Source organism: Nocardia uniformis NBRC 13702 (assembly GCF_001613345.1).
In the GTDB taxonomy this organism is placed as follows: Bacteria; Actinomycetota; Actinomycetes; order Mycobacteriales; family Mycobacteriaceae; genus Nocardia; species Nocardia uniformis.
Window position 1 is genome coordinate 158,928 of the sequence record NZ_BDCE01000057.1, and the last position, 23,435, is coordinate 182,362.

General features: G+C 65.2%; 19 protein-coding genes and 1 tRNA gene. 6 read left to right on the forward strand and 14 right to left on the reverse strand.

What is annotated here, in order from left to right; all coding sequences use genetic code 11:
- Window positions 1-53: 53 nt before the first annotated feature.
- From NU1_RS20870 to NU1_RS20885, 4 genes are all read left to right on the forward strand, one after another.
- Window positions 54-731, forward strand: a complete 678-nt coding sequence (locus NU1_RS20870) for an MBL fold metallo-hydrolase (RefSeq protein WP_067523472.1) — start codon at window positions 54-56, stop codon at window positions 729-731.
- A gap of 35 nt (window positions 732-766) precedes the next feature.
- On the forward strand, window positions 767-1,426 hold the full coding sequence (locus NU1_RS20875) for a YdcF family protein (RefSeq protein WP_067523473.1): 660 nt from the start codon (window positions 767-769) through the stop codon (window positions 1,424-1,426).
- A gap of 4 nt (window positions 1,427-1,430) precedes the next feature.
- Window positions 1,431-2,690, forward strand: a complete 1,260-nt coding sequence (locus NU1_RS20880) for a deoxyguanosinetriphosphate triphosphohydrolase (protein WP_067523474.1) — start codon at window positions 1,431-1,433, stop codon at window positions 2,688-2,690.
- A gap of 383 nt (window positions 2,691-3,073) precedes the next feature.
- The gene (locus tag NU1_RS20885; protein ID WP_067523475.1) at window positions 3,074-3,796 is read left to right on the forward strand and encodes a 2OG-Fe(II) oxygenase family protein; all 723 of its coding nucleotides are present in this window, start codon (window positions 3,074-3,076) and stop codon (window positions 3,794-3,796) included.
- A 7-nt stretch (window positions 3,797-3,803) separates the two neighbouring features.
- Here the strand turns inward: NU1_RS20885 and NU1_RS20890 are convergent, their stop codons facing one another.
- The 3 genes from NU1_RS20890 to NU1_RS20900 form a co-directional block, all read right to left on the reverse strand.
- Window positions 3,804-4,478: an energy-coupling factor ABC transporter ATP-binding protein gene (locus NU1_RS20890; protein WP_067523476.1), complete on the reverse strand. Its 675-nt coding sequence runs from the start codon at window positions 4,476-4,478 to the stop codon at window positions 3,804-3,806.
- The gene (locus NU1_RS20895) at window positions 4,475-5,023 is read right to left on the reverse strand and encodes a biotin transporter BioY (RefSeq protein WP_067523566.1); all 549 of its coding nucleotides are present in this window, start codon (window positions 5,021-5,023) and stop codon (window positions 4,475-4,477) included. The genes NU1_RS20890 and NU1_RS20895 overlap by 4 nt, the downstream gene beginning before the upstream one ends.
- Window positions 5,024-5,085: 62 nt before the next feature.
- Window positions 5,086-5,676, reverse strand: a complete 591-nt coding sequence (locus NU1_RS20900) for an energy-coupling factor transporter transmembrane component T family protein (RefSeq protein WP_067523477.1) — start codon at window positions 5,674-5,676, stop codon at window positions 5,086-5,088.
- Window positions 5,677-5,810: 134 nt separating this feature from the next.
- Between NU1_RS20900 and dnaG the strand changes: the two genes are divergently transcribed.
- Complete coding sequence (gene dnaG / locus NU1_RS20905; protein WP_067523478.1) at window positions 5,811-7,730, forward strand: DNA primase; 1,920 nt, start codon at window positions 5,811-5,813, stop codon at window positions 7,728-7,730.
- 236 nt (window positions 7,731-7,966) lie between these two features.
- On the opposite strand, the gene NU1_RS20910 is transcribed toward dnaG, so the two are convergent.
- Window positions 7,967-8,212: a hypothetical protein gene (locus NU1_RS20910; RefSeq protein ID WP_067523479.1), complete on the reverse strand. Its 246-nt coding sequence runs from the start codon at window positions 8,210-8,212 to the stop codon at window positions 7,967-7,969.
- 184 nt (window positions 8,213-8,396) lie between these two features.
- Here NU1_RS20910 and NU1_RS20915 point away from each other — a divergent pair.
- Window positions 8,397-8,469, forward strand: a tRNA-Asn gene (locus NU1_RS20915).
- Window positions 8,470-8,548: 79 nt separating this feature from the next.
- Here NU1_RS20915 and NU1_RS20920 read toward each other — a convergent pair.
- From NU1_RS20920 to NU1_RS20965, 10 genes are all read right to left on the reverse strand, one after another.
- Entirely contained in the window at window positions 8,549-9,778 is a 1,230-nt protein-coding gene (locus NU1_RS20920) for a tyrosine-type recombinase/integrase (protein WP_067523480.1), read from the reverse strand.
- On the reverse strand, window positions 9,778-10,020 hold the full coding sequence (locus NU1_RS20925) for a helix-turn-helix domain-containing protein (protein WP_067523481.1): 243 nt from the start codon (window positions 10,018-10,020) through the stop codon (window positions 9,778-9,780). The genes NU1_RS20920 and NU1_RS20925 overlap by 1 nt, the downstream gene beginning before the upstream one ends.
- A gap of 274 nt (window positions 10,021-10,294) precedes the next feature.
- On the reverse strand, window positions 10,295-16,411 hold the full coding sequence (locus tag NU1_RS20930) for a helicase-like domain-containing protein (protein ID WP_067523482.1): 6,117 nt from the start codon (window positions 16,409-16,411) through the stop codon (window positions 10,295-10,297).
- A gap of 140 nt (window positions 16,412-16,551) precedes the next feature.
- Window positions 16,552-17,163 carry a hypothetical protein gene (locus NU1_RS20935; protein ID WP_067523483.1) on the reverse strand — a complete coding sequence of 204 codons (612 nt, stop codon included), beginning with the start codon at window positions 17,161-17,163 and terminating at the stop codon, window positions 16,552-16,554.
- A gap of 168 nt (window positions 17,164-17,331) precedes the next feature.
- A complete protein-coding gene (locus NU1_RS20940; protein WP_067523484.1) occupies window positions 17,332-17,733 on the reverse strand; it encodes a DUF4913 domain-containing protein in 402 nt (133 codons plus the stop codon).
- Window positions 17,730-19,538, reverse strand: a complete 1,809-nt coding sequence (locus NU1_RS20945) for a type IV secretory system conjugative DNA transfer family protein (RefSeq protein WP_067523485.1) — start codon at window positions 19,536-19,538, stop codon at window positions 17,730-17,732. Before NU1_RS20945 ends, NU1_RS20940 begins: the two co-directional genes overlap by 4 nt.
- On the reverse strand, window positions 19,535-20,251 hold the full coding sequence (locus NU1_RS20950) for a hypothetical protein (protein WP_067523486.1): 717 nt from the start codon (window positions 20,249-20,251) through the stop codon (window positions 19,535-19,537). The genes NU1_RS20945 and NU1_RS20950 overlap by 4 nt, the downstream gene beginning before the upstream one ends.
- Complete coding sequence (locus tag NU1_RS20955) at window positions 20,248-21,036, reverse strand: hypothetical protein (protein ID WP_067523487.1); 789 nt, start codon at window positions 21,034-21,036, stop codon at window positions 20,248-20,250. Before NU1_RS20955 ends, NU1_RS20950 begins: the two co-directional genes overlap by 4 nt.
- Window positions 21,037-21,153: 117 nt before the next feature.
- Complete coding sequence (locus tag NU1_RS20960; RefSeq protein WP_067523488.1) at window positions 21,154-22,152, reverse strand: hypothetical protein; 999 nt, start codon at window positions 22,150-22,152, stop codon at window positions 21,154-21,156.
- 108 nt (window positions 22,153-22,260) lie between these two features.
- Window positions 22,261-23,400 carry a hypothetical protein gene (locus tag NU1_RS20965; RefSeq protein WP_067523489.1) on the reverse strand — a complete coding sequence of 380 codons (1,140 nt, stop codon included), beginning with the start codon at window positions 23,398-23,400 and terminating at the stop codon, window positions 22,261-22,263.
- Window positions 23,401-23,435: the final 35 nt, after the last annotated feature.

The window sequence follows — 23,435 nt, forward strand, 5'->3', positions numbered from 1 at the left end:
CGCGAGCCTTCTTCCGTCCACCCGTGTCGTCCCCGATGACTACCATCGGCTAGGTGATCACGATCGATTCGCCCTATACGGGCCACGTCACGCCCGGCGCCAATCCGCAGCGGCGGCAGGTCGAGGGCGCACGCATCGTGAAGGTGGCGGTGGGCCAGCTGAACAACAACGTCTACCTGGTGCAATGTGCGAAAACCGGCGCGACCCTGCTGATCGACGCCGCCAATGAGGCGGATCGGCTGCTCGAGCTCATCGCGCAGGAGGCCCCCGCCGGCGTGGAGCTCATTGTCACCACCCATCAGCATCCCGATCATTGGTGGGCCCTGAAGGATGTGGTCTCCGCCACCGAGATCCCCACCGCCGCCCACGAACTCGACGCCCCGCCGCTGCCCGTGCAGCCCGACCGGCTGCTCGCCGACGGCGATGTGGTGCGAATCGGCGACCTCGAACTCGAGGCCATCCACCTGCGCGGGCACACCCCGGGTTCGGTGGCGCTGGCCCTGACCGACGGTGCGGGCCGCACCCACCTGTTCACCGGCGACTCCCTCTTTCCGGGTGGGGTCGGGAAAACGCACAGCCCGGCGGATTTCGAAACCCTGCTCGGTGATGTGGAGTCGAAACTGTTCGCCTGCTTCCCCGACGACACCGTCGTCTATCCGGGGCACGGCGATGACACCACCCTCGGCGCCGAACGCCCGCACCTGCCCGACTGGCGGCGGCGCGGTTGGTGAGGGCCCCGCAGCGCGGCTATCCCAGCTCCACTCGGATGGCGGCCGACAATGAGCCCAAGGGCTGTGTGCGCGGTGCGACGCGCTGGACCACTCGACTGATTATCGGCGCGCTGCTGGCCGGTCTGGTCGTGGTGGGCGGTACTGCGGTACGGGTGTGGCAGGTGGCTCGCATCAGTGACCACTCGAAGGCCGACGCCATCGTGGTACTCGGCGCGGCCCAGTACGACGGCACCCCGTCCTCGGTCTTCGAGGCGCGACTGGATCAGGCGTACAACCTGTTCAAGAAGGGTGTGGCCCCACTCGTTGTCACCGTCGGCGGGAAACAGCTGGGCGACAACTACACCGAGGCCGCCTCGGGCAAGACCTACCTGCAATCGCGCGGCGTACCGGCCGATCGGATCCTGGCCGTCGAAACCGGCTCGGACACACTGCAAAGCGTGGAGGCCGTCGCCAGGGCGCTACACGCTCGCGGCAAGACCTCCGCGGTGCTGGTCAGCGATCCGTGGCATTCCCTGCGCACCCGCACCATGGCCCGCGATGAGGGTCTCGAAGCCTGGACCGCGCCCACCCGCACCGGCCCGGCCGTCTACACCCGGGAATCGCAGGCACACGGTATTTTCCGCGAGACCTTCGCGCTGATCTGGTACCGGATCACGCACTATTCCGCCGATTTCGAGTACACGGCGGAGCAATAGAGCCATGAGCGCCGACCCGTACACCGAGGAGGACCGGGAACGCCTGGTCGCCGAATCCGCCAAGACGGCCGGACTGAGCTGGTCGTCGGCGCCGGCGCGGCGCACCGACTTCTCCCGCGACCGCGCCCGGGTCCTGCATTCGGCGGCGCTGCGGCGGCTGGCCGATAAAACCCAGGTCATGGGTCCGCGCGACGGTGACACCCCGCGTACCAGACTCACTCACTCGCTCGAGGTCGCACAGATCGGGCGCAGTATCGCCGACGGGTTGGGTTGCGATCCGGATCTGGTCGATCTGGCCGGGATGGCGCATGATATCGGGCATCCGCCCTACGGACACAATGGCGAGCAGGCCCTGGACGAATTCGCCGACGCCTACGGTGGATTCGAGGGCAATGCCCAGAACCTGCGCATCCTCACCCGGCTGGAACCGAAGGTGGTCACCGCCGACGGTCGTAGCGCCGGACTCAACCTGACCCGTGCCGCCCTCGACGCGGTGATCAAGTACCCGTGGGGGAGAAGTGGCTCCGGTACCAAATTCGGGGCCTACGACGTGGATATCGAGCGGCTCGACTGGGTTCGTCAGGGTGCGCCGGAGCGGCGCCAATGCCTGGAATCGCAGGTCATGGACTGGTCCGACGATGTGGCGTATTCGGTGCACGATGTCGAGGACGGGGTGATCGCCGGGCGCATCGATCTCCGCGCGCTCGCCGATCCCCTCGAACAGTCCGCTCTCGCCGAACTCGGCTCCGCACAGCACCGTTCACTCTCGACGGACGAGCTCATTTCCGCCGCGCAGCGCCTATCCGAACTGCCGGTGGTCGTCGACGCCTGCGATTACGACGGCTCCCTCACCGCGTCGGTGGCCCTGAAACGTCTGACCAGCGAACTGGTGGGCCGATTCGCCACCGCTGCCGTGGAGGCCACGCGGCAAGCCTGGGGCGGCCGCCAACTCTCGCGCTACGCCGCCGACCTGGAGGTGCCGCGCATTGTCGCGGCCGAGGTGGCGGTGTTGAAAACCGTTGCTCTGCGCTACGTCATGTCCGATCCCATCCACCGGGTGCGCCAGGGTTCGCAGCGCGAACGCATCCGGGTGGTCGCCGATCGGCTACTCGCGACCGCACCGGACGGCTTGGATCCGGTCCTGCTGCCGTGGTGGGAGACGGCCGTCGATGACATTGCCCGGGTTCGGGTAATCGTCGACCAGATCGCGTCCTACACCGAGAGCCGCTTGGAGCGGGTGGCGGCGGGCATCGGCCAGCACTGACGAAAGTTCGGTCGCGGGCCTGGAGCCTGTGTCACCCTGGAGTCAGAAACTATTGTCACCCAAAGCGTTAACGAACTATTTCCCGAAACGATGAAAAAGGTTGTAGCGCAGTGCGGCGGTTCGGTCCGCGAAGGAGTTTCGGTCCGCGAACCAAGTAGCAGTGTGGCCCGTTCGCATTATTGAGCGCTACCGCTGGGCTGAGATTCCGACCGCTCGGATCTCTTTGACTTGGACGGTTGACCGCTATGTCTCGACCCCTGGGATGGCTACTTGTAGCAGGTCATACGGCTGTGTCATTCTGCACTCGGAAACCCTCTCGCGGGGGCGGGTGTTTCCCGGAAATATTTTCATATGGGAATTTTCAAGAGGGGGAGTAATCGCTCATGAGCGATCCGTTCCGCGTGCCGACGCTCGACCTTGCCGGATTGCGCGTGGATCGAGCCGGATTCGGTATCCGGTTACGAGATGCGTTGCACGAGAAGGGGATCTGCTATCTGACCGGGCCCGATATCCGGAAACTTCCCGTTGTCGACGTGTTGACCGCGACCCGGGGTTTCTTCGCCCACTCGACCGAGTCGGGCATCGTGGACTACGCACGCCTGTGTGACGACACCGCACTCACGACAGTCGAACTGCGCCCGATGGTTTCGCTCTGGGCGCAGGGGCTCGCGGCGCTGGCGCCCGAACTGCTCGGTGCGCTGGCGCAGGCGCTCGGACAGCCGGAGAACTACTTCGATCAGTGGATCGGGCGGGCCCGGCTCCGAGCGGGACTGGTGCACGTCATGCCCGGTGACGGTGAGTCGGATACTGCTCCGCGCGACGATTTCGGCTTCCTGAACTTCCTGCTGCCGGACCTGCTGTGCGGTATGCGGGTCGGTGACGGGGCGGGCGGCTGGGCGGACGTGTTCCCGCGCGAGAACTCGGTACTGCTCACCCTGGGTGACGGAGCCGAGGCCGCTACGGCGGGCTTCCTGCGGGCCGCACCGCATCGACTGTGGTCGCCGCACGCCAGCAAGGGGCGGGTGGCCGTCACCGTGACGGTCGATTCGGGTATCGAATCGCCCTCGGCTCCACCGGAGCTGGCCACCCACTCACTCGTCAACTGAGCGGTCGCTACGCGTGCATGGCCACATAGTGCGCGATGCTGTCGGCCGGTGGGCCGTCGGCGACTATGCGGCCCTCGTCGAAGACCAGGACGCGATCGAAGTCGGTGAGTAGGTCCAGGTCGTGGGAGATAACGACCACCTGCTGCGCAATCGTGTGCAGCAGTTCGGCAATGCGGCGCTTATTGCGCAGGTCGAGCAGGGTGGTGGGTTCGTCGAAGATGACGTAGCGCGGGCGCACGGCCAGCACCGCGGCAATGGCGAGCATCTGCTTCTGTCCACCGCTGAGCAGATGCGCCGGGTGGTCGCGGAAATCGCTGAGGCCGTAGTCGGCGAGCGCCGCGGAGACTCGCTCGGCCAACTCCGGCTTACCTACGCCGTGGTGCTTGAGGCCGAAGGCCAGATCCTCGGCCACCGTCGGCATGACGATCTGCACGTCCGGATCCTGGAAGACGAAGCCGACGAGTCGGCGAACCTCCCGGCCCTTCTTTCGGGTATCCAAGCCGTCCACCCGGACCCGCCCCGAAGTCGGGATCTGCAGGCCATTGAGCAGCCGGGCGAAGGTGGATTTGCCCGAACCATTGGATCCGATGACGCCGATCCGATGCTCGCTCAGGGTGAGGTCCAGCGAACGCAATACCTCGCGCTCGCCGAAGCGATGGTCGACCGCCTCGACTTCGATCATGCTCGACTCGGAATCAGTGGATAGGCCCGGCGCACCGCGACCGCCGCCAGCGATCCGATCACCGTCTTCACCGCATCGCCCGGCAGGAATGCCACCGAGGTGGTGATCGCCTTGCTGAGGGGGATATTCGCGGCCGCCGCCATCCACGGAATGCCGATGGCGTAGAGCACCACCGCGCCGCCGAGAAAGTTGATTGCCAGCGCGATGGGCAGGTTGTAGTGCTTCCACAGGCGTTCGGTGAGCAATCCGATCACCAGCGCGCCGATCGGGTAGGCGATGATGAATCCGCCGGTCGGGCCCAGAATCACCGATAGCCCACCGCGTCCGCCCGGCAGTACCGGCAGGCCGACCAGCACCAGCACGACGAACAGCAGGACGGCCAGTGCGCCCCGCTTCGCGCCGAGAATCGACCCGGCCAGAATGACGCCCAGGGTTTGCGAGGTGAACGGCGCGAATGCCCCAGGCAATTGGATGAGCGGGAAGAACCCGAGTACCACCATGATTGCCGCGAACAGCGCTACCTGCGCCAAATCCCTACTACGCACCGGAGCATCGTAGGGGAGGGGCACTCGAGCTCTGGTACGGCGGTCTCAGTAGATGCGGTGCGTCACTGCAGGCCGCGGGCATCGAGTGCCTCGCCGAGGTTATCGGCCATGCGCAGCGTGCGAATGAGCAGTGGCACCAGGAAAGCGGTGCTGCGTTCGATACCGCGAGCGCGCTGAGCGGCGCGCACCAACTCGGCTTGCTCACGAATAACCGGTATGAAGCGAATGGTCATGGCGACCAGCAGGCCCACCCGCTCGGGTCGGACCCCGAGTGGTTTCAGCGGGCGCAGGGCGGTTTCGACGGTATCGATCATGGCGGTGGTGCGAGTGGTGAGCGTCACCAGATTCGCCAGCAGCACCAGGGTGAGCACCCGCTCGGTCACCAGCACGGCACTCACCCAACCGGTGAACAGCAACTGCGCGAGGGCGATCAGCACGAGGAACGGCGCGATAATCCACACCTGCCGGGCGGTTACGCGCCACGGAATCCGTGCCAGCGCATACCCGCCGAGTACCACCGCGAGAGCCACGGCGAGCCAGACCATCGACGAGACGAAGAACAGGGCGGTGCCCGTCACCGCCAGCACGAGCAGCTTGGCCCCGGCGGGCACGATATGCACCGGGGTCTTCGCATCGTGATAGAGGCTGAGCACCGGTAGATCCTGGCACGCGGTGGCTGTCCTCGATCGGCGGCCTCGGCTCGGCGGGGGCGAAGCCCAGGAGTGCCCCCCGAGAGTTGGGCCTGTCCGGGTCCCGCGTGTCGGCCGGGCGCGGCTAGACTCGCGGCGTGGCCGGACGACTCCCTGATCGTGATATCGCGGCGATTCGTGAACGCGTCCGGATCGAGGATGTGGTCGGCGAATACGTCGCGCTGAAGTCTGCCGGTGCGCTGTCGATGAAGGGGCTGTGCCCGTTCCACGACGAGAAGTCGCCGTCCTTCCACGTGCGCCCCCAACACGGGCATTTCCACTGCTTCGGTTGCGGTGAGGGCGGCGATGTTTTCGCCTTCCTGCAGAAGATCGAGCACATCGGATTCGTCGAAGCCGTCGAGCAGATGGCCGACCGGCTCAACTACAAGATCAACTATGAGGGTGGCGGCACCTCGGTGCAGCGCGATCGCGGCACCCGCTCCCGCCTGGTCGCCGCCAATGCCGCCGCGCAGGAGTTCTATGCCGCGCAGCTAGAGACGGCCGAGGCCGAGACGGCGCGCCAATACCTCACCGAACGCAATTTCGACGCGCCCGCCGCCCGCCAATTCGGCTGTGGCTACGCGCCCGCTGGCTGGGACTCCCTGACAAAGCACCTGCTACGCAAGGGTTTCGAGTTCAAAGAGCTGGAGGCCGCGGGCCTGTCCAGGCAGGGGCGGCAGGGACCGATCGACCGCTTCCACCGTCGGCTGCTGTGGCCCATCCGCAATCTCAGCGGCGATGTGATCGGCTTCGGCGCGCGCCGTCTCTTCGACGACGACCAGATGACGGCCAAATACATCAATACGCCGGAAACGGTGCTGTACAAGAAGTCTCAGGTGCTCTTCGGCCTCGACTACGCCAAGCGGGAGATCGCCAAGGGGCATCAGGCGGTCGTGGTCGAGGGCTACACCGATGTCATGGCCATGCACCTGGCGGGCGTGAAAACCGCTGTGGCGTCCTGCGGTACGGCCTTCGGCGAAGAACACCTCGCCATTCTGAGACGGCTGCTCATGGACGATAACTTCTGGCGCGGCGAGATCATCTACACCTTCGACGGCGACGCGGCCGGTCAAGCAGCCGCATTGAAGGCCTTCAGCGGCGACCAGCGGCTGGCCGGACAGACCTACATCGCCGTCGCCCCCGACGGTATGGACCCGTGCGAGTTGCGCCAGAAGTCCGGTGACGGCTCGGTCCGCGACCTGGTGGCCCGTCGAGTCCCGTTGTACGAGTTCGTTATTCGCGGCCTGCTCGCCGAACACGATCTGGATTCCGCCGAGGGGCAGGTGGAAGCGCTGCGCCGCGCCGTCCCCGTGGTCGCTCAGATCAAGGACAACGCCCTGCGCAAGGCCTACGCCACCAAACTGTCGGGCTGGGTCGGCTGGGACGATATCCAGCAGGTGGTTCGCCGCGTCGGTGAGGAAGCCCGCAGAATGGGCCGCAGTGGCGGCACCCGCCCGGGCATCCCGGAACGCGAAGCGGCCCAAGCGGTTACCGAACACCCCGCGGCCCGCCCCAACCCGCACGACCCGGCCCTGCTGCCGCAGCGCCAGTCCCTGGCCGCGGCGGTGCAGTACCCGGCACTGGCGGGGCCGCTGTTCGACTCGTTGGAAGTGGAAGCCTTCACGCACCCCGCCTACGTGGCCGTCCGCGCCGCCATTGCCGAAGCGGGTGGCGTTTCCAGCGGCGTCGGTGGCGCCGAATGGGTGAACGCGGTCGCCGACAACACCCCCGACCTCACCCTCCGCGCCCTGGTCTCCGAGCTGGCCGCCGAGGCCCTCCCGGTGAAATCCGCGAATGATGTCCCGCGCTTCGTCACCGGCGTGCTCGCCCGCACCCAGGAAGCCTGGGTCGGCCGCCAGATCGCCACCCTGAAGTCCAAACTCCAGCGCATCTCCTACTCCGACGACCCCGAAACGTACACCGCCCTATTCGGCGATCTGGTCGCACTGGAGCAGTATCGGAAGAGCCTGCTGACCCAGGCAATGGGGAACTCGGACGATTTCAAGACTGGTAGCTGAGCCGTCCGGCCCACTCGGCTACCTGTGTGCGCGGGCCACTTCGTCAGACGGCTCTGCGGAGTGCCCGCTGTAGGACCGAAACAGATTGTGCGGTCAACGTGTAACCCTCGGCTGCCTTCGCGAGGTGAGGGTCATGGGCGCAAAAGCACTGCCCGAGAGCATGGGTGAAGCCCCCTAGCGTGAGGGCTCAACCTCAAAGTGCTCCTGCCCTGCAAAGGCGCGACAGCGAAGCCGAGCTACCGGCGCAACTGATCGTGCGGCACCAGCACGGTGGTCCGCTCATCCAGCGGCACCATCGGCTCCAGCTTCTGCTGCGTGCTCAACTTGTCCGACAGCTTCTGCCGCCCGACCAGGACCAGCTTCCGTGTGACAGGACTCTCATTGATCGCCCGGGCAGTCTTGCTGATCTGTTCATACCGAACCCGTCCGGCCTTCGCGCCCAGCACATATCCAGCCGCGACACCGATGATCAACCGAAGCATTACGAAGAGCTCCTCCCGTTTGCCTGTCCGCGCCTACATCCTGCCCGACACCGCCCCCACCTGTCGATCCGGCACCCCCACCCGCTCCCCGCACATGTCCGCAGGTAGGGGCGCGATTTGGGATCTGGACAACACGTACGCTAAAGTTTCAATCCGTTCGGCCAGCCAAATCCGAACAGCACAATCCCCTATAGCTCAATTGGCAGAGCAGCCGACTGTTAATCGGCAGGTTTCTGGTTCGAGTCCAGATGGGGGAGCATTGACCAGGGCGAACGTAATTGTTCGTTCCTGGTTTTTCCTTTTTGTGCCCGTGAGCGTCGCGGAAACGTCGCGCTATCAGCTCGCGAGTCGGCCCAGCGTACTGGTGAAGTCCGGGGCCTCGGTCGGCTGATCGATGTAGTGCCGCTTGGTGGTGGCGGTGTTCGCGTGCCCGAGCTGCTGGGCCGCTGCGCGAGCGCCGTGCTCCTGCGCCAGCATCGACGCCACCGTTTTACGGAATGTCTTCGGAGTGACCCACGCGAACTTCTCGCCACGTGCTTGACGCCACGATCGATTGAAGTTGTGCGGGTCCCAGATTCCGCCGTCCCGGTTCGGGAACACCAAATCCAGATCGTTCTTCACCGCTTTGGCCTTGACCTGCCGGAGTGTGTCCACGACGAACGGCGGGAGAATCACCGTCCGGTACCCGGAATCGGTCTTGGTCCATTCCTGGCGGATCAGCCCCTTGCCTTCCTCCTTCTTGCCCTTGATCCGAATGATCGTGCCGGAGAACGTGAGTCGTGGCGGCGTGGCATCGAGCTCAACGTCGCACCAGCGCAACGCCAGTGCTTCGCCGGGACGGGGCCCGGTGCCCAGCTCGACGTCGGCGACATCCAGGACCAGAGGGTTGCGTTTGGGGCCGCTCGTGTGCGCGGGTGTGCCGTCGATCTCCTTGCCCGCCAACCAGGTTGCGAGTTGCTCCCGGAGCTCGGTCAGCGTCTCCAGGTCGGCCGCCCGTGGCTTCTGGCGCTTGCGGGGAAGGTCGGCCACTTCCCGCACCGGATTCTGATCGATGGCGTCATGGCGGGCCGCCATGCTCATCATCTCCGACAGGATGACTCGCTGCCGACGTGCTTTTTCTCGGTGGCCGTTGAGCATGATCCGCTTGAGGTGGGCGTCGATGCGTGAGGTGGTCGCCTCCCACACTCGCAGTCCTCCCAACGCGGACTTGATCTTGATGGTGTCTTTGCTTGCCCGCTTGTCGTCCGACACCTCGATCTCCGAGCGGTACAGATCCAGCGATTGCTCGGTCACGCCTTCCTGCATTGCCTTCTCGGCCAGCCAGAGGTCAGCCAGTTCGGACAACTTGGTATCGCGGGTGATCAGCCCGCCGCGGCCGCCATCCCGCTCCTTCAGTGCTTCGCGCAGGATGTCCTCGGCCTTGCCCTTGGTCGGACCGTACTTGTTCACACCACGCGTGATCCCGTCGTGGTCGCGATATCGGGTGTAGGCGCGCCAACTGCCGTTCGACTGCTTCTTGGTGGTGATCCGACCGTAGGTTCCGATCGGGAGTGATTGTCTGGCCATCAGGTTCCTGTTCTCTCATCGGATTGAGGATTGTGGAAGCAGATCTGGGATCCGCCCCCGTGCGCGAGCCGCTCTGCCTCCCAGGCAAGGAGGTCGTCGAGCTTGTAGCGGCGGAACCGGCCGATCCTGGCGAATCTTGGCCCGCGATGGCCCGAAGCCCATACGGCGAGCGTCTTTTCGGGGATCTTCAAGCGCCGGGCAACTTCCTCAGTGCTGAGCCAGGTGTCATTGCCGGTGTCCATGGCCAACCTTCCGGGGCGTGGGGCCGACTTTCAAGATCTCTTCGTTTGCTGCTGATTTGCCATGATGTTGTCGGCCTGTCCGCGCGCTGGGCTTTGCAGTGCTCTGGATGGACCCGGTGTCCTGTTCGGCCACCTCACGCCGAACACATGCAGCGATGAACAGCCGCTCGCTCTTGGATGTGCCGCGCGTCCCCCTGCGGTAATTGATTCGACCTGTTTTCGACATCTCTACGCCTCCTTCTGGAATGGCTATCAGCCGGTGGATTGCTCTCAGCTACTCGATCTCCAGCTCCTTTTCCTGGCTCGATGTGATCGGATGGATTGCTGGAGTGGCTTTTTCGACACCTGCATTCGTATTTCCTTGCGGTGTCGCCGTGGTGATCAGACCGCGGATTTCGGCCCCGACGGTCGCAGCGACTACCCCAGCGTCGCTGGCGCACGAATGCTCCTCCTCCTGCTGTTGAAGGCGTTCCAGGTGTGCGTCCTGTTCGCGTTTGCGCATGAGGGCGCGAACCTGGTCGGGGTTGTCGTAGCCGAGGTGACGGCAGAAGGCCGGGGTGGCGTTGAGCATGAGGCTCCAGCCGCGGCGCCGGCTTCTGGCAGCGAGGCGGTCGTCGAGAGCACGGCGGCGGGCGAGGGCTTCCGGGCTGGTGGCTTCGTTGCGCAGATCGCGTTCGAGGGCATCGAGTTCGACGTGGAGCTGCTTGAGTTCAGGCCGGCGGGTGAACTCGGGTGCGGGTTCGGTTTCCAGCTGGTGCAGGCGGTTTCGGTCGCGGTTGAGGTCCCAGCGTCGGTTGTCGAGGGCCTTCGGGAGGTCGGCGATGAGGTTCTCGACGCGGGTCATGATGCCGGATGCCAGCCGCGCCTGAGCCGCGTCGTGCTCGGCGGGGCTCATCGCGGCGGTCTTCAGGGTGTCCAGGTATAAGGATTCGTGCTCGATCGTTTTGAGGACCGGCAGCCCGAAGGGTTTGACGTGGAGCAGCGAATCGCTGGCGTTGTAGCGGACTTCGACCTCGACACCGGAGACTGCGCCGATGGTGATGGCCTCATCGGTCGGACGCGACCGTAGCCGCAAGGCGGCGTCACGGAGCGCGTCTATCAGCGCGGCGGATGCCTCCGGCCGCTCGTCGTAGCTGGTGTCACCGATCACGACCGGTGGTTTGGTGTCGGTCTCCTGTTGGCAGTCGAGCAGGACAGTGATGTTTTCGAGTTCGAACACGGCCTTCTCGTGCGCGGGGATCGCGGCACGCAGGGCGATGAGTTCGCGTTCGCGGCTGCGGGTTGCGGCGAAGTAGGAGTCTTGTTCGATTTGCAGTTCGCCGATGAGTTGTTCGAGTTCGATGCGGCGCACGTAGCGTTGGTCGCCGGTGGCGACGGCTTTGATCATGGCGGCGTTCTCGGCGAGGTCGTCGGCACCGAGGTCGGGCACGCGGCGGGCGGACCGGTCGGCGCGGCGGTATTGATCGATGAAGTGGGCTTTGCGTTCGACGGTCTGCCACATGTAGATGTCGAAGGTCTTCTCCGCGACGTAGCAGAAGATGTCCACGATCGGGTTCTGGTTGCCCTGCCGCACGATTCGGCCTTCGCGCTGTTCGAGATCGGCGGGGCGCCATGGCACGTCGACGTGATGCAGTGCGACAGCGCGGGTTTGGATATTCGCGCCGGTGCCCATCTTCTCCGTCGAGCCGAGCAGGACAGCGATCTTGCCGCTGCGGCATTCGGTGAAGAGCTGAGTCTTGGCGGCGGGGCCGGGGTAGTCGTGGATGAACGCGATCCGTTCGGCGGGGATACCACCGGCGATGAGTTCATGTCGGAGGGCGTCGTAGATGCTCCAGGTCGAGTGGTCGGTCTTGGGGGTGGCGCGGTCGCAGAACACGATCTGCAAGCCACCGCGGATCGGGGACGGTTCGTCGGTTTCCGGATCGAGGTAGACGTTGTCCTTGGTAGCGGCGTAGGTGGCGAGGATGCGTTCGGCGACGACGGTGGAGCGCAGTCGGCCGAGCTCGCTCGTGTCGGGGGCACGTAGATGGGCGGTGCGAGGGTCCAGGGTTGCGTTGCGGCCGTCGGTGGCGACTTTGAGCGGGTTGTCGATATCGGGTCGCTTGGGGTCGAACCTGTCGGCACGGAATCCGAGATCGGTGATGAAGTCGGCGACCTCTTGCGGCGGCTCGAACGACACGACGGTGCGTTCGCCGCTGCGGAGTTCGGGCAGGGTCGCCGGGATCTGGTCGCGGCTCACCGAGTCGGTGAAGGCGCTGGTCATGGCGATAAGGTCGCCGACATTGACGAACTCGGCGACGCGAGTTTTGGGTTGGAAGCGGGTTCCGGAGGAGTTGAGCTCGATGGTTTCGCGGGTGGCGGTGAATGCGCCGCCCCACGAGTCGAGGTGCTCGACTCCGGCGTCGCGCAATAGGTCTGGGCGTAGGTAGCGGTTCATCACCCACAGCTCCGACAGGGAGTTCGACAGCGGGGTGCCGGTGGCGAAGGTGGCGACTCGTTCGATGTAGGCGTCCTCGGGGATATCTGCGGCGGTGGCTTCGCGGCGGCGTTTTCCGCGCAGGTATTCCAGCTTGAGGAGTAGGTCTTGGGCTTGCTGACTGCCTGGGGCGCAGGCGAGTTCGTCGATGTTGGACACGCGCAGCAGGTTCTTGAAAGCATGGGCTTCGTCGACGAACAGGTAGTCGCAGCCGGAGGCTTCGAATCCGAGTCCGGAGTCCGACTTGATCTCGGCCAGTAGCTTTTTCAGCTGGTTGGTGGCGGTCTTCAACCGGAGTTCGAGGATCTTGACGGCCTTCTTGCCGGACAAGACTCCGAGCGCGTCGGTAAGTTCGTCGATCTGTTCCTGGTAGTAGGCGGTGCGGGTCTGCGCCGAGACCGGCATGAGCTTGAACGAACTCATGGGCACGATCACCACATCCCAGTCCTGGGCTGTGGATTGGGCGATGAGGCGCTGGCGGGATTCTCGATCGGTGCCCGCGGTCCCGGCGAGGATCTTCGCGCCCGGATACCACTGGGCGGCTTCGCGCGCCATCTGCGCGATGAGGTGATTCGGGACAACGATCCACGGCTGACGCGCGAGGCCGAGGCGTCGCAGCTCCATCGCGGCCATGATCATCGTGCCGGTCTTGCCCGCCCCAACCACATGATCGAGCAGGACGGTGGGTTCGGAGATGATGCGCGCCACCGCGTTCCGCTGATACGGGTACGGCGCGTAGTGCACACCGAGGCCGGGTAGTCGCAGGTGGGAGCCGTCGAATTCGGGGGCGACGATGGTGTTGAACAGTTCGTTATAGCGGTCGATTAGTCGTTCGCGGCGGGCGGGATCGCTTTGCAGCGCCCACATTTCGAATTCGGTCGCCAACCGTCGCGCTTTGGCTTGTGCGGCGCGGGTCGCGCGGCTGTGGAGTTTGTCGCCTCCGGTGGCGGCGTGGAAGTCCTTGGACTTGTTGATCTGGATGGGTTTGGAGTTGCACAGCGAGGTCAGGATCTCGATGTGGTCGCAGTTGCGGCCTGCGACACCGGAGTGGGCGACGCCGAGTTCGTCGGCGTGGGGGTCGTCGAAGTTGTAGCCGCCGTCCTGGTTCGGGTAGATCTTTGGTGCCAGGCCCCATTTCTCCAGGTCCGATTGCCAGTCGTCGTACTCGGGGACGTCGATCACCCATTCCCCGGCGACACGTTCGACGAGCACCTGGTGTCCGGCGGGGATGCTGAAGGTCTCGCGGATGAACGCCGCGTATTCCTGCGGTGGCACCCACACCGCGCCGAGTCGGATGTCGACATCGGTGCGCCGTTGCGGCAGTACGGCGGTGAGCGCTTCGATATTGGCGCGATACCGCGGGTCGGTCTCGGCGCGTGTGGTGGCGGCTCGTAGCTTCGTGTGGACGTTGCCGGAGAGGTAGGACGCGGCGCTGATCCAGGTGTCGGGGTCGCCGATGGATCGGAATGCCAGCGTCGCGGCGACCAGCTGCTGCTCGGTGTCGTCGGTTGAGACCGCGAGCAGCCGGGCGATGCGTGGGACATCGATGACGCCGGTCTCGTCCAGGCTTACCGCGACTGCGTCCTCGATGGTGGTGGCCCGCGTGATCGGTTGTGCCGCAGTGGCGATGACATCGCTGGTGAACAGCGGCCCCTTGATCGCGCGCCCGGATTCCTCGTCGAAGACCTCCAGAGCGAAGACCAACGCGATCGTGGGATCGTTGCGCAGAACCCCTTCCAGGTGCGTTTGCTTTTTGAACGGTTCGCGCTCGGGCTCCCACGCCTGTTCGGTGATGCGTTCGAGAACGTCATCGGGAACTGGACCGGAGTAGGGGTGCCCGCGTTCGCCTTGTTCGGCGCGCCATGCCGCGACTGCGGTATCGACGCGTTCCCTGTGCCGCTGTTCGGTGACTGGTGGCGGTTCGATCCAGGTGAACCGGTTGATGAAGCCGTAGGTGGTCAGGTAGCGGTCGTAGTGACGGTTTAGCTCGCCTCGCAGTGCGGAGCGTTCGGTGTGGTCGCGGCCTTCCAGTTGGGCTTGCACGAGTGTGGCGGCGACATCGCGCAGTCCGAGCAGTTCACGCCATTCGGCGATGCGTCGTTTGGCGCGGACTGGAGCCTCGGTCCAGTTGGTGCCGGTGTACACCTCGATCCGCCCGAGGTTCTTGTTCCACCGCAGCGTGTCGACGGCGACTTCGACGCTTTCACCGACCGGGGTCACCAAACCCGCACCGAAGGCATCGGGGCTGGCGATGACGGTGGACTCCGGTGTCGCGGTCAACCCCAGGTCCGCGTCCAGGGCGTTGTCCACGATGCGGGTCAATCGCCCGGTTACCAGCCGCGCCAGCTCTTCTCCGACGGGGCCTTCCACGTCGAGGGCGTCGCGGTTGTATTGCCGCTGACGCCAGCACAATTCGCCGAGTATGTGATCCGGGTGGGCGAGGAAGTACTTGTTGAGTTCGGTCTCGCGTCGATACCCGTGCTCGTCGCGGACAGTGGTCATGCCCGATTGCAGATACAGGCGGGTATCGGTGGTGGGTTCGCGGCCGGGCTCACGGACTCGCCAGATCAGTAGATCCTGCACCACCCCGGTTCCCGCGACGCGCTGGAATGCCTTGGCTGGCAGTCGGATCGCGCCGACTAGATCCGCGCGGGAAGCCATTTGCTCGCGCGCGGTGGTGTCTCGGGTTTCGCTGGTGAAGTGCGAGGTCAGGACAGCGACGTAGCCGCCGACACCGACCAGGTCGAGGGATTTGACGAGGAAGTGGTTGTGGATGGAGAAGTTGGCGGCGTTGTGGATGGGGTCGTAGAGGCGGGTTTTACCGAAGGGCACGTTGCCGATCGCGGCGGTGAACGCGCCCGCTTCCACGCGGGTGTCTTCGAAGCCTTCGCAGCGGATCTGCGCCGAGGGATACAGCGCCGCCGCCGCGCGGGCAGTGGTCGGATCGCACTCCACCCCGACCATGACCGCTTCGGGTGGGGCTTGACCAATGAAAACGCCTGAGCCGCAGCCTGGTTCGAGGACGCGGCCACCGGCGAAACCCGCGCGTTGCATGGCATCCCAGATCGCCTGGGAAACAGCGGGATCGGTGTAGTGGGCGTTGAGTGTGCTCGCTCGGGCGTGCGCCCATTCGCTGGTGTCGAGGAGTTTGGACAGCCTGGAGTGTTCGGTGGCCCATTCGGGGGCGTCGGTGAAAATCCCCGGCAGCGCACCCCATCCGGACCACGCCGCGATCACCTGCTGTTCCTCGGGAGTCGCATACCTGTCCTCGGCGTCGAGAACACGCAAGACCTCGATCGTCCGCAGATTGGCGTGTGCGCGTTCGAGTTCCTGCGAGGGCACCCAGAGCTGGGTTCCCGGCACGAAATCCACGGGGGCGGGGAGAGCAGCATCCTGGGTGGCGTCCGCAGCCGGCTCGGGCACGGAGGCTGCCTCCGGCTCTTGGGACACACGACCCGACTCGGGGCGCGTGGTGATGGATCGCTCTACCGGAATGGCTATTTCGACTGTTGGTCGAGAAGCCTCGTTCGTAGAACCCGTGATCTGGGCGCCGGATTGTTCGACTCCCGGCAGTTGGGTTCCCCTGGAGATCGAGGACCGTTGTTGCTGGCTATCTGCGGCTGCTTCCTGCCATCCGCGCAGATAGTCGTTGAGTAGCTGGATGATCCGATCAGGACCGACGTGTAGGCGCACCAATTCCGCCGCCACTGCGGGGTCGATGGGTTCGGCAGTGTTCGTGCGTCCGGCTCGGTAGGCGTCGCGGCCGAGAACTGCGAAGGCGTCGGGCTCCGATCCCGCCAGCACGGCGGCGACAGCGCTGAGGCCGGCGTCGTCGATCAGTGCGCCGGAGGTGACGGGGTCAGACGTTGGACCGCTGGGCGCCTCGGTGGGTGGGAAGTATTGCGCCTCAGGCACGTCTGGAGTGGCCGTGCCTGGACGGGTGGTCGGCGTGACACTGGTGAGGTCGGCGATCGTGGCCGGTAGCGGTGTGCCGCCGGGATTGGCGGTCGCCGGGTCGACGCCGCCGCTATCGAAGAGGGAGAGTTGGTTCGGGTCTAGTTGGCGGCGAGTGCGCCGGGGCCGTCGAGCGGCAGGCGGTCCGCCCGCATTCCTTGCTCCAGCCGGTTGATAAACGACGCTGACCGTGGATCGTTCACTTCGCCGGGCAGCGGTTCGCCGTCCTCGCGCATCGTTTGCAGCAGATGCGCGGCCATCACCCGCACCAGCGTCGACCGGTGTGGCAGGAGCTGATCGGCGAGTGCGTCGAGATCCGGATCGGGTTCCGGAGTCCTCGTCGCCGGGTCGCGCCACCGATCCGGCGACGCGCTGACCGCCACCGCGGTCTTCGGCTCGCTGTCTGCCGGAGTTTCGGGCGCTACCGGAATCTTTTCGTATAGCGCTTCGGTCAGGACCGCCTCGGTCACCTGATTGCGCAGGTTGTTGATCAGCCCCACCGTTGTCAGATAGTCCGGCTCCCGACCGGTTGCCTTTGCCCACTGCGCGAGCGCCTGCTGTTGCCCGGCCACCGTTCGCCGTTCGATCTCGGTGCAGATCGTCGCGGTTTCCGTCGTCAGGAAGCTGTTGATCTGTTCGGTCGTCCACTCCGGTGGCAGGCCGATGTGCTGTCGCCAGGTGGTCTCGACGATCGCGTGTATCTGCTGGGACATGGGTTTCCTCCTCATCGATCGTTTGCTGCGATGGTGGCACGGAGTCGAAGAGCGCGGGCTGTCCCTCGCCGATCTTTTTGCTATTGAATTTCATTTTCGACTCCTCCATTTCTGTGCGGGCGACGTCAGGTCATGGGTGGCCTTTCTGGCGGGCGGGCGGTTATTCGGTTATGCGGCGAGATCGTCGAACCATCCCGGCGGGACCGGGGTAGTCGGAAACGGTGCGAGGTCGTGGTGGCGGGCGCTGCCGCAGCGGTACATGGGTCCGGCGTCGCCGTCGCAGAGCACGCGCAGGTGGGGGTCGCCGTGGTGAATCCACCAGCTGCTCATCGCGTCGGCGGAGCCGGTGGCGCGGGCGGCTTCCCATGCCTGCCACAGCGCGGTGAGTCGGACGGCGACTTCGGGATGTCGCCACCATTGCGGACACCACACGCGCCCGCCGCTGCCGCCGGAGTTGGTGAGCTTCCCGGCCAGGGTGGGCGCGAGCCAGCATTCGACGAACTGGCCGACGTTGCGGAACAACGGTGCCGGGCGGTCGCCGTCGGATCCGGGTTTGGATAGGCCGCTCATCGCGGACCGGCTTTGTCGAAGGTTGCGGCGTCAGGGCCGTAGCGGCGCAGCGAATCACGAATAGCATCGGCGTATTCGGTTGTGTCCCAGTAGGTCTTCTTCAACAGCACAGGGGGATTGCCTGCCGTCCACACCACAGCGCGATCCTTGGGCAGTGCGGCGAGGGTGGCGATCGACAGGATGGGTTCGCGCGACCAGGACTGCGATGTCGACGCGCCTCCGCGCCCGCGTGAGCGGGACCAGCGGGATACGTCGTAGTCGTCGGCGAGTGCGGACAGATCGGCGAGGTAGGTGCGGTCGCGGATGCCGCCGCCGTAGTAGTGGACGTTGGATTGTTCGGCGAGTTGCTTCAGAGACTCTGGACTCCACACCTCCGCGCCTTGGGCAGGTGATTGCAGGAAGGTTAGGGCGACGACGCCCTGAGAGCCCAAGTGGGAGTAGAGCTTCGGGAGCTCCTTGAGTCGACACACGTTGGCGGCTTCGTCCAGGATTGCCACCAGCGGGTGTGGCAGTCTTCCGCCGGTGCTGGCGCGGGCGACGGTGAGCGCCTGGTCGATGATGCAGCCGACAAGCGCGGTCGTCAGGCCGGTTGCCGAGGCGGGTCCCTCCATCGACAGCGCGTAGAGCGTGTCGGTGGACCGCACGAAGGACACCGGATCGAACTGGGGGAGGCGTTGGTTTCCCGGCGCGGACCAGTCTGCGAGATCAGTTGTGTCACTGTCGAATATCTTCCGATCGGGTGGCACCACCGTCGCGGCGGCTGCCGGATCGTTGAGCACGTTGAGATTGCGGCGTGCCATGTCGTAGAGGCCGTCGCGCTGACGGGGATTCAGTGCCTGTGCGGTGGCTAGTTTCGTAGCGGCGAAGAGGTCTCCAGCGGTGACGAGTTGCTGGTGCGCTGTGCTGTCGTCGGGGTCAGCCAGCCAGGCAAGGGTGTGGACGAGGTCGCCGCCACCAGCTGCGGCGGCCCACTGATACAGCGCGAGAAGCTCTTCCGAGCCTCCAGAGAAGTAGGCGTCGACGCGGGCGTTGTCCTCACTGGCAGCCGAGGCGAAACGCCCGGCGAGCGTGCGTGCGTCACCAAGGCCAGCGACGTAGGTCAGCGGGTTCCACCACCAGTCCTGGTGGATATGGCCGGTGATGCCCTGCAGATCGGACTCCCATACTTGGCCGCACTTTTCACGCACGCCGCGGGTGTGGTCGCGCAAATCTCTCTTGTTCGAGGTGGCGATCGCCGCAGCCGGTGCCGCGCACAGGGCTGGAATCGCGAGCGCGGCGGTCTTGCCGGTGCGGGGCCCGGCGAAGCACACACCGACGTCCTCCCAGCCCATGAAGATCGGGGTGTCTCCGATGACTGTGCGCCCCAATTCGATTCCGATGTCGGCTTCACCAACGATCGGCGTGCCTGGACGCAGGCGCTGGGCTCGGCGGCGGGCGGCGCTGCCGGTGACTTCACCGAGGTGACGCGGCGCGGTCATCAGCCGGGCCTGAGTATCGAGACGCGCCCGCGGGGTTCGCCTTCGTGGGATGCGCCACCGCACCAGCGCCACGATCGCGGCGACGAGCAGCATCTGTGCGGGAATGACCAGCACCGAGGCGTGGACCGGCCAATGGAGCTGGTCGGCGACCAGTTCACCGGCCGCCGCGATGGGATTGGCCGGAATGCGCTGGTCGATCCCCGCCCACCGGCTACCGAGCGCCCAGCAACCGTGTGCGATTGCGGTCGCCGCGATCACCACGAGCAGTACCAACAGCGTCAGTACTGATTCGTCGATCGCGCCCCGGGCGGAGGAACGGTTCGTCACACCACATCACCCCCACTCACATCCGTCTCAAGGTCCGGCGAGATCAGTTGCTGGTCTACACCGGCAGACGGTGTCTCGATCACCTGCGATGACAGCGGCGCGTCGGTCTCGACTGAGGATTGGTCGGGGTGTGCGGCGTCGATCAGGCCCTGGATAACCGCCGCCTGATCGAGGGAGGTCAGGTCGCCCGTGCCGGGGCCAGTGTCGGTCGCGGCGGCGGGGTCGGCTTCGGTGACGGGCGGTGTGGCGTGAACCGGTATGAAGGGTTGAGTGGGGTCGTTGGCGATCGGGTTGCGCAGGATCTCCGGGTCGATTCCGATCTCGTCGCGTACCCGCGCATCCAATCCCGCTGCCACTTCCGGGTTTTCATCCGCGTGGGCTTGTGCCCACGCCCATTGGGCGACGAGGTGTTCTTGCTCGGCGCGGGTAGCGCGTGCTGTCTCCAGTTCGACGGCGAGGTCGGCGGTGGCGTCGCGGTCTACCTGCTTCCAGTGCGTGCGCAGCAACCGCTGTGCGCGTTCAGCCATCCGTATTGCGCGTTCGGAGCGTTGCTCGGCGCGATCATGCGCACGTTCGGCGCGGTCGTGGACACGCTCGGCGTTCTGCAAGCGGGCCTGGTTCCATCGCCCTGCCGTCACGGTCGCGTCCTTGACCTTGCCTGCGAGCATGCCGAACTCACGGCGCGCCTGGTCGATCTCATCGTGTTCGTTCATGACCTCACCTCGCCGTCGTCGGTAGCGGAAGCCGCGATGTCGCTGTGGTCGCGCTGAGCGTGTGACGTCGCTGTGTGCGGTCCGGGTCCGGCCTTCCGTTTCGTAGGCGGTGTCGGTATCGGTGGTGGGGCATCCGATCCGGTGTCGTCGAGGAAGCCGGTGAGTTCGGTGCTGACGTGACGACCAGGTTTGCGACACCATTCGACGGCGCGATTGGCGGCGGGCTCGACCGGTTCGATGACCACGCCGAGGCGCGCGCGTTCGATGCTGCCCGACAGGGTTTGCGTGGAGATGCCGGGCGAGGTCAGGTGCAGGATCAGGCGGGCGGCACCGATACGGGCTAGGGTGCGGGCGCGTCCGGCCAACCAGATGGCGCGGTGCGCGACGGACAGTTCGGCGGTGGGTTGGTCGCCGTGGTACCACCAGTCGTCGAGGGTGAGATTGTCGTACCAGACCACCCCCTGTGGCCCGCAGATGGCGAAACTTTGTTGGGCGTGGTCCGCGGCGGCCCACAAGCGCAGTTGCGGCCCGGTGGCGGCGCGGGCGATGGCCGCGTGGCGGGCGGCGTGGGTGGCGGCGCGGAGCTGGTCGAAGTCGATACCGAGCTGACGGCGCATTTCGTATTTGACCTTCGGCCACAGTTCAGGGCCGTCGAGCCTGTGCATGACCGCCCATCCGTAGAGCTGTCCGTGCTCGGTGAACCGGCGAAGGTTGTCCGAGTACTCGGTGACCGCTGATTTGGCCTGGTCCCACAGGGGGTCAGCCTCGTTGCCGGTATCGTTCATCGTCCTCAGCCTCCTTCAAATCTGTTGTCCGTTGGTGTCTTTCGTTCCTCCCCGGGTAGTGCTCGACGTGGTCGCGGTGACTGCGTCAGGTGCGCCGTAATGGATTAGAGGTTCGGGCTACATCTCCACCTCCGGTTCGGTGGCCGCCGAGCTCCGCTCGATATCCGGAAGTTCCTGGGCAACTGAGCATTCCGTCGTTGATCTGGGCCCATAGCTGTGGGCGGTGTTGATCAGGTGTTGGATGTCTGTCGCCTGGTCGGTGCGTGCGGCGATCTCGTGATCAACCGACGTCGTGGTCGCCTCGGCCTCGGCAGAGTGTGCGAGGTAGTGCGTGATGAGCTGATCCACCGCACGGAAGCGCTCCTGCGCCACAGGATGCCTTGGCACTCGGTCGATACCGATGAGGTCCTCGCAATCGGCGAGCTGCCGTACGGCTTGCAGGCACAGGCCCGCCTTCTCCAGGTGCGCTTCCCACGGATTGGGTGTGTCCGGTCGAGCGCCTTCTGCGACAGCCCACCGCGCGATCAACGTTTCCGACGGTTTGTGCCCGACAATCTCGCGAACACGACTGAGGTCACCGACCGTGGCACCGGAACCGACTGTGGAACCCGCAGTTACACCCTGTTCAACCCTGCTGCGCACCATGGTGAGTGCGGTCGCGGCCAGATGCTCGTCAGCGCCCGTGCGTACGTGGTCGGCCGCATGATCCGGTTTGTCGAGGAATCGGAAGATTGATGTGTCCGATCCTGCTCGATGGATCTCGACCAGCATCAGGTGATCAGCGGGGACTGCCTTGTGGTGGGCAGCGATGTGTTCCGCTGCGCGCGCGAAGGCATCGTCGATGCTGAAGCAGGCGATTGCCGTCATCGGGTGGCTGACTTGTACCGCGAATTTGTTGTAGTAGCCCTGCCATACGGGGTGCTCGGCAAGATCGTCGGTCTTCTCGCTCAGAAAGGTCTGCAACCGCTGCTCCGCCTCGAAGGTCTCGAGCATGAGATCGGCGACGTCCGCGAGAGTGTTCGCGTCATCTCCGACCGTATTTGCCTGGTCGTAGAGACGGAAAACGGCTTCCTCCAGTGCGGCTGCCTGATCGGCCGCGGATTCCGGTGTGGTCATGGGTCACACCTCCCTCCTATTTGTCGGGCGCAGATACGAAACCCGCGTCCAGATGGATTTGCTGGTAGGCCATCTCGTAGCGGCCACTCATGGAGTCACACCGCGGCATCACGGCTCGATCTCCGTTTCAGCTGTCGCGCTGGGGCTTTCAACTACAGGTGGTGGCTCAGCGCTGCCAAGCTGTTCTTGCCCAGCCGTGACGGGCGGGTGCGCTGCGTCGACGAGGCGTTGGATCGTCGGTGCCTCGGTGGAGCGCGTGGCGGACATATCGGGTGGCCCGGGTGCACTCGCGTTCCGATAATCTCCGGCCAGCCTCTGGTCGGTGTAATAGACAACGAGATCGCGCATCGCTGAATCACGCTGTTGGACAGCAGGGTGCTGCGGTGAGCTCATGACCTCACCGCGATCCATGCACTCAGCCAGGAACGAAATCACCTGCGGACGCAAGCCGGCCGCCTGCATCTGTGACGACCATTCATTGGCCGACAGATCCTTGGTGGGCGGAGCTTCCGTGACTGCCCACTGGCAGATCAGCGCCTCGATCGGTCTGTCCTGCAGCAATGCTTGGATGCGATCCATCTGGTTGGCGGTGGTTTGTGTGATGTCAGTGGGGCGTGACCACGTATCGACGGCATCACCACGGGCGGCGGTTCGCCGCCTCTGCACCTCGGCCTGCGCCAGTAGCAGCGTCTGCGCGGTTGCGTCCTCGAATGCTTCCCGACGAAGCTTCTCGTCCAGTTGCTCCGGGGTTTCGTACCCGCCCATCATTGGCGAATCCGATTCGCGAGCATAGATTTCGAGCATGACCCGACCGGTCGGTGGAACCTCGATACGGTCGGAAGCGAGATGGTCGCGAGCCCACTGATACGCATCGGCGAGCGTGTCGCTGTAGAAGATGGTCGCTGGATGGCTGACTTCTACGCGGTATCGAAATTGGTCGTCGAGGGATTGGCCGTCTGAGCCGGTGTGGGTGGCTTCTGATTCGTCCAGCTCGGCGTAAAAGGGCTGCCATCGAGGGTCTGCGCCGAGTTCATCGCGATGTTCGCGGAGTGCGGCGGTCAACTTGTCTTCGGCGGCGATGATGTCCGCCGCGAGCTCGAGTGAGTCGGCGTCATGATAGGTGTCGCCCCACGCTGGGCCGTCCTCGGTCCAGACGATGTCGGGCTGGTTGGCGTGGTCATAGAGACGAAAGAGACTGTTCTTCAGCGCATTTAAGATGTCGTGTGCTGGTTGATGAGGTGTGGTCATTGCTGGCACCTCCTTCTCTCGATATGTGTCTTCGC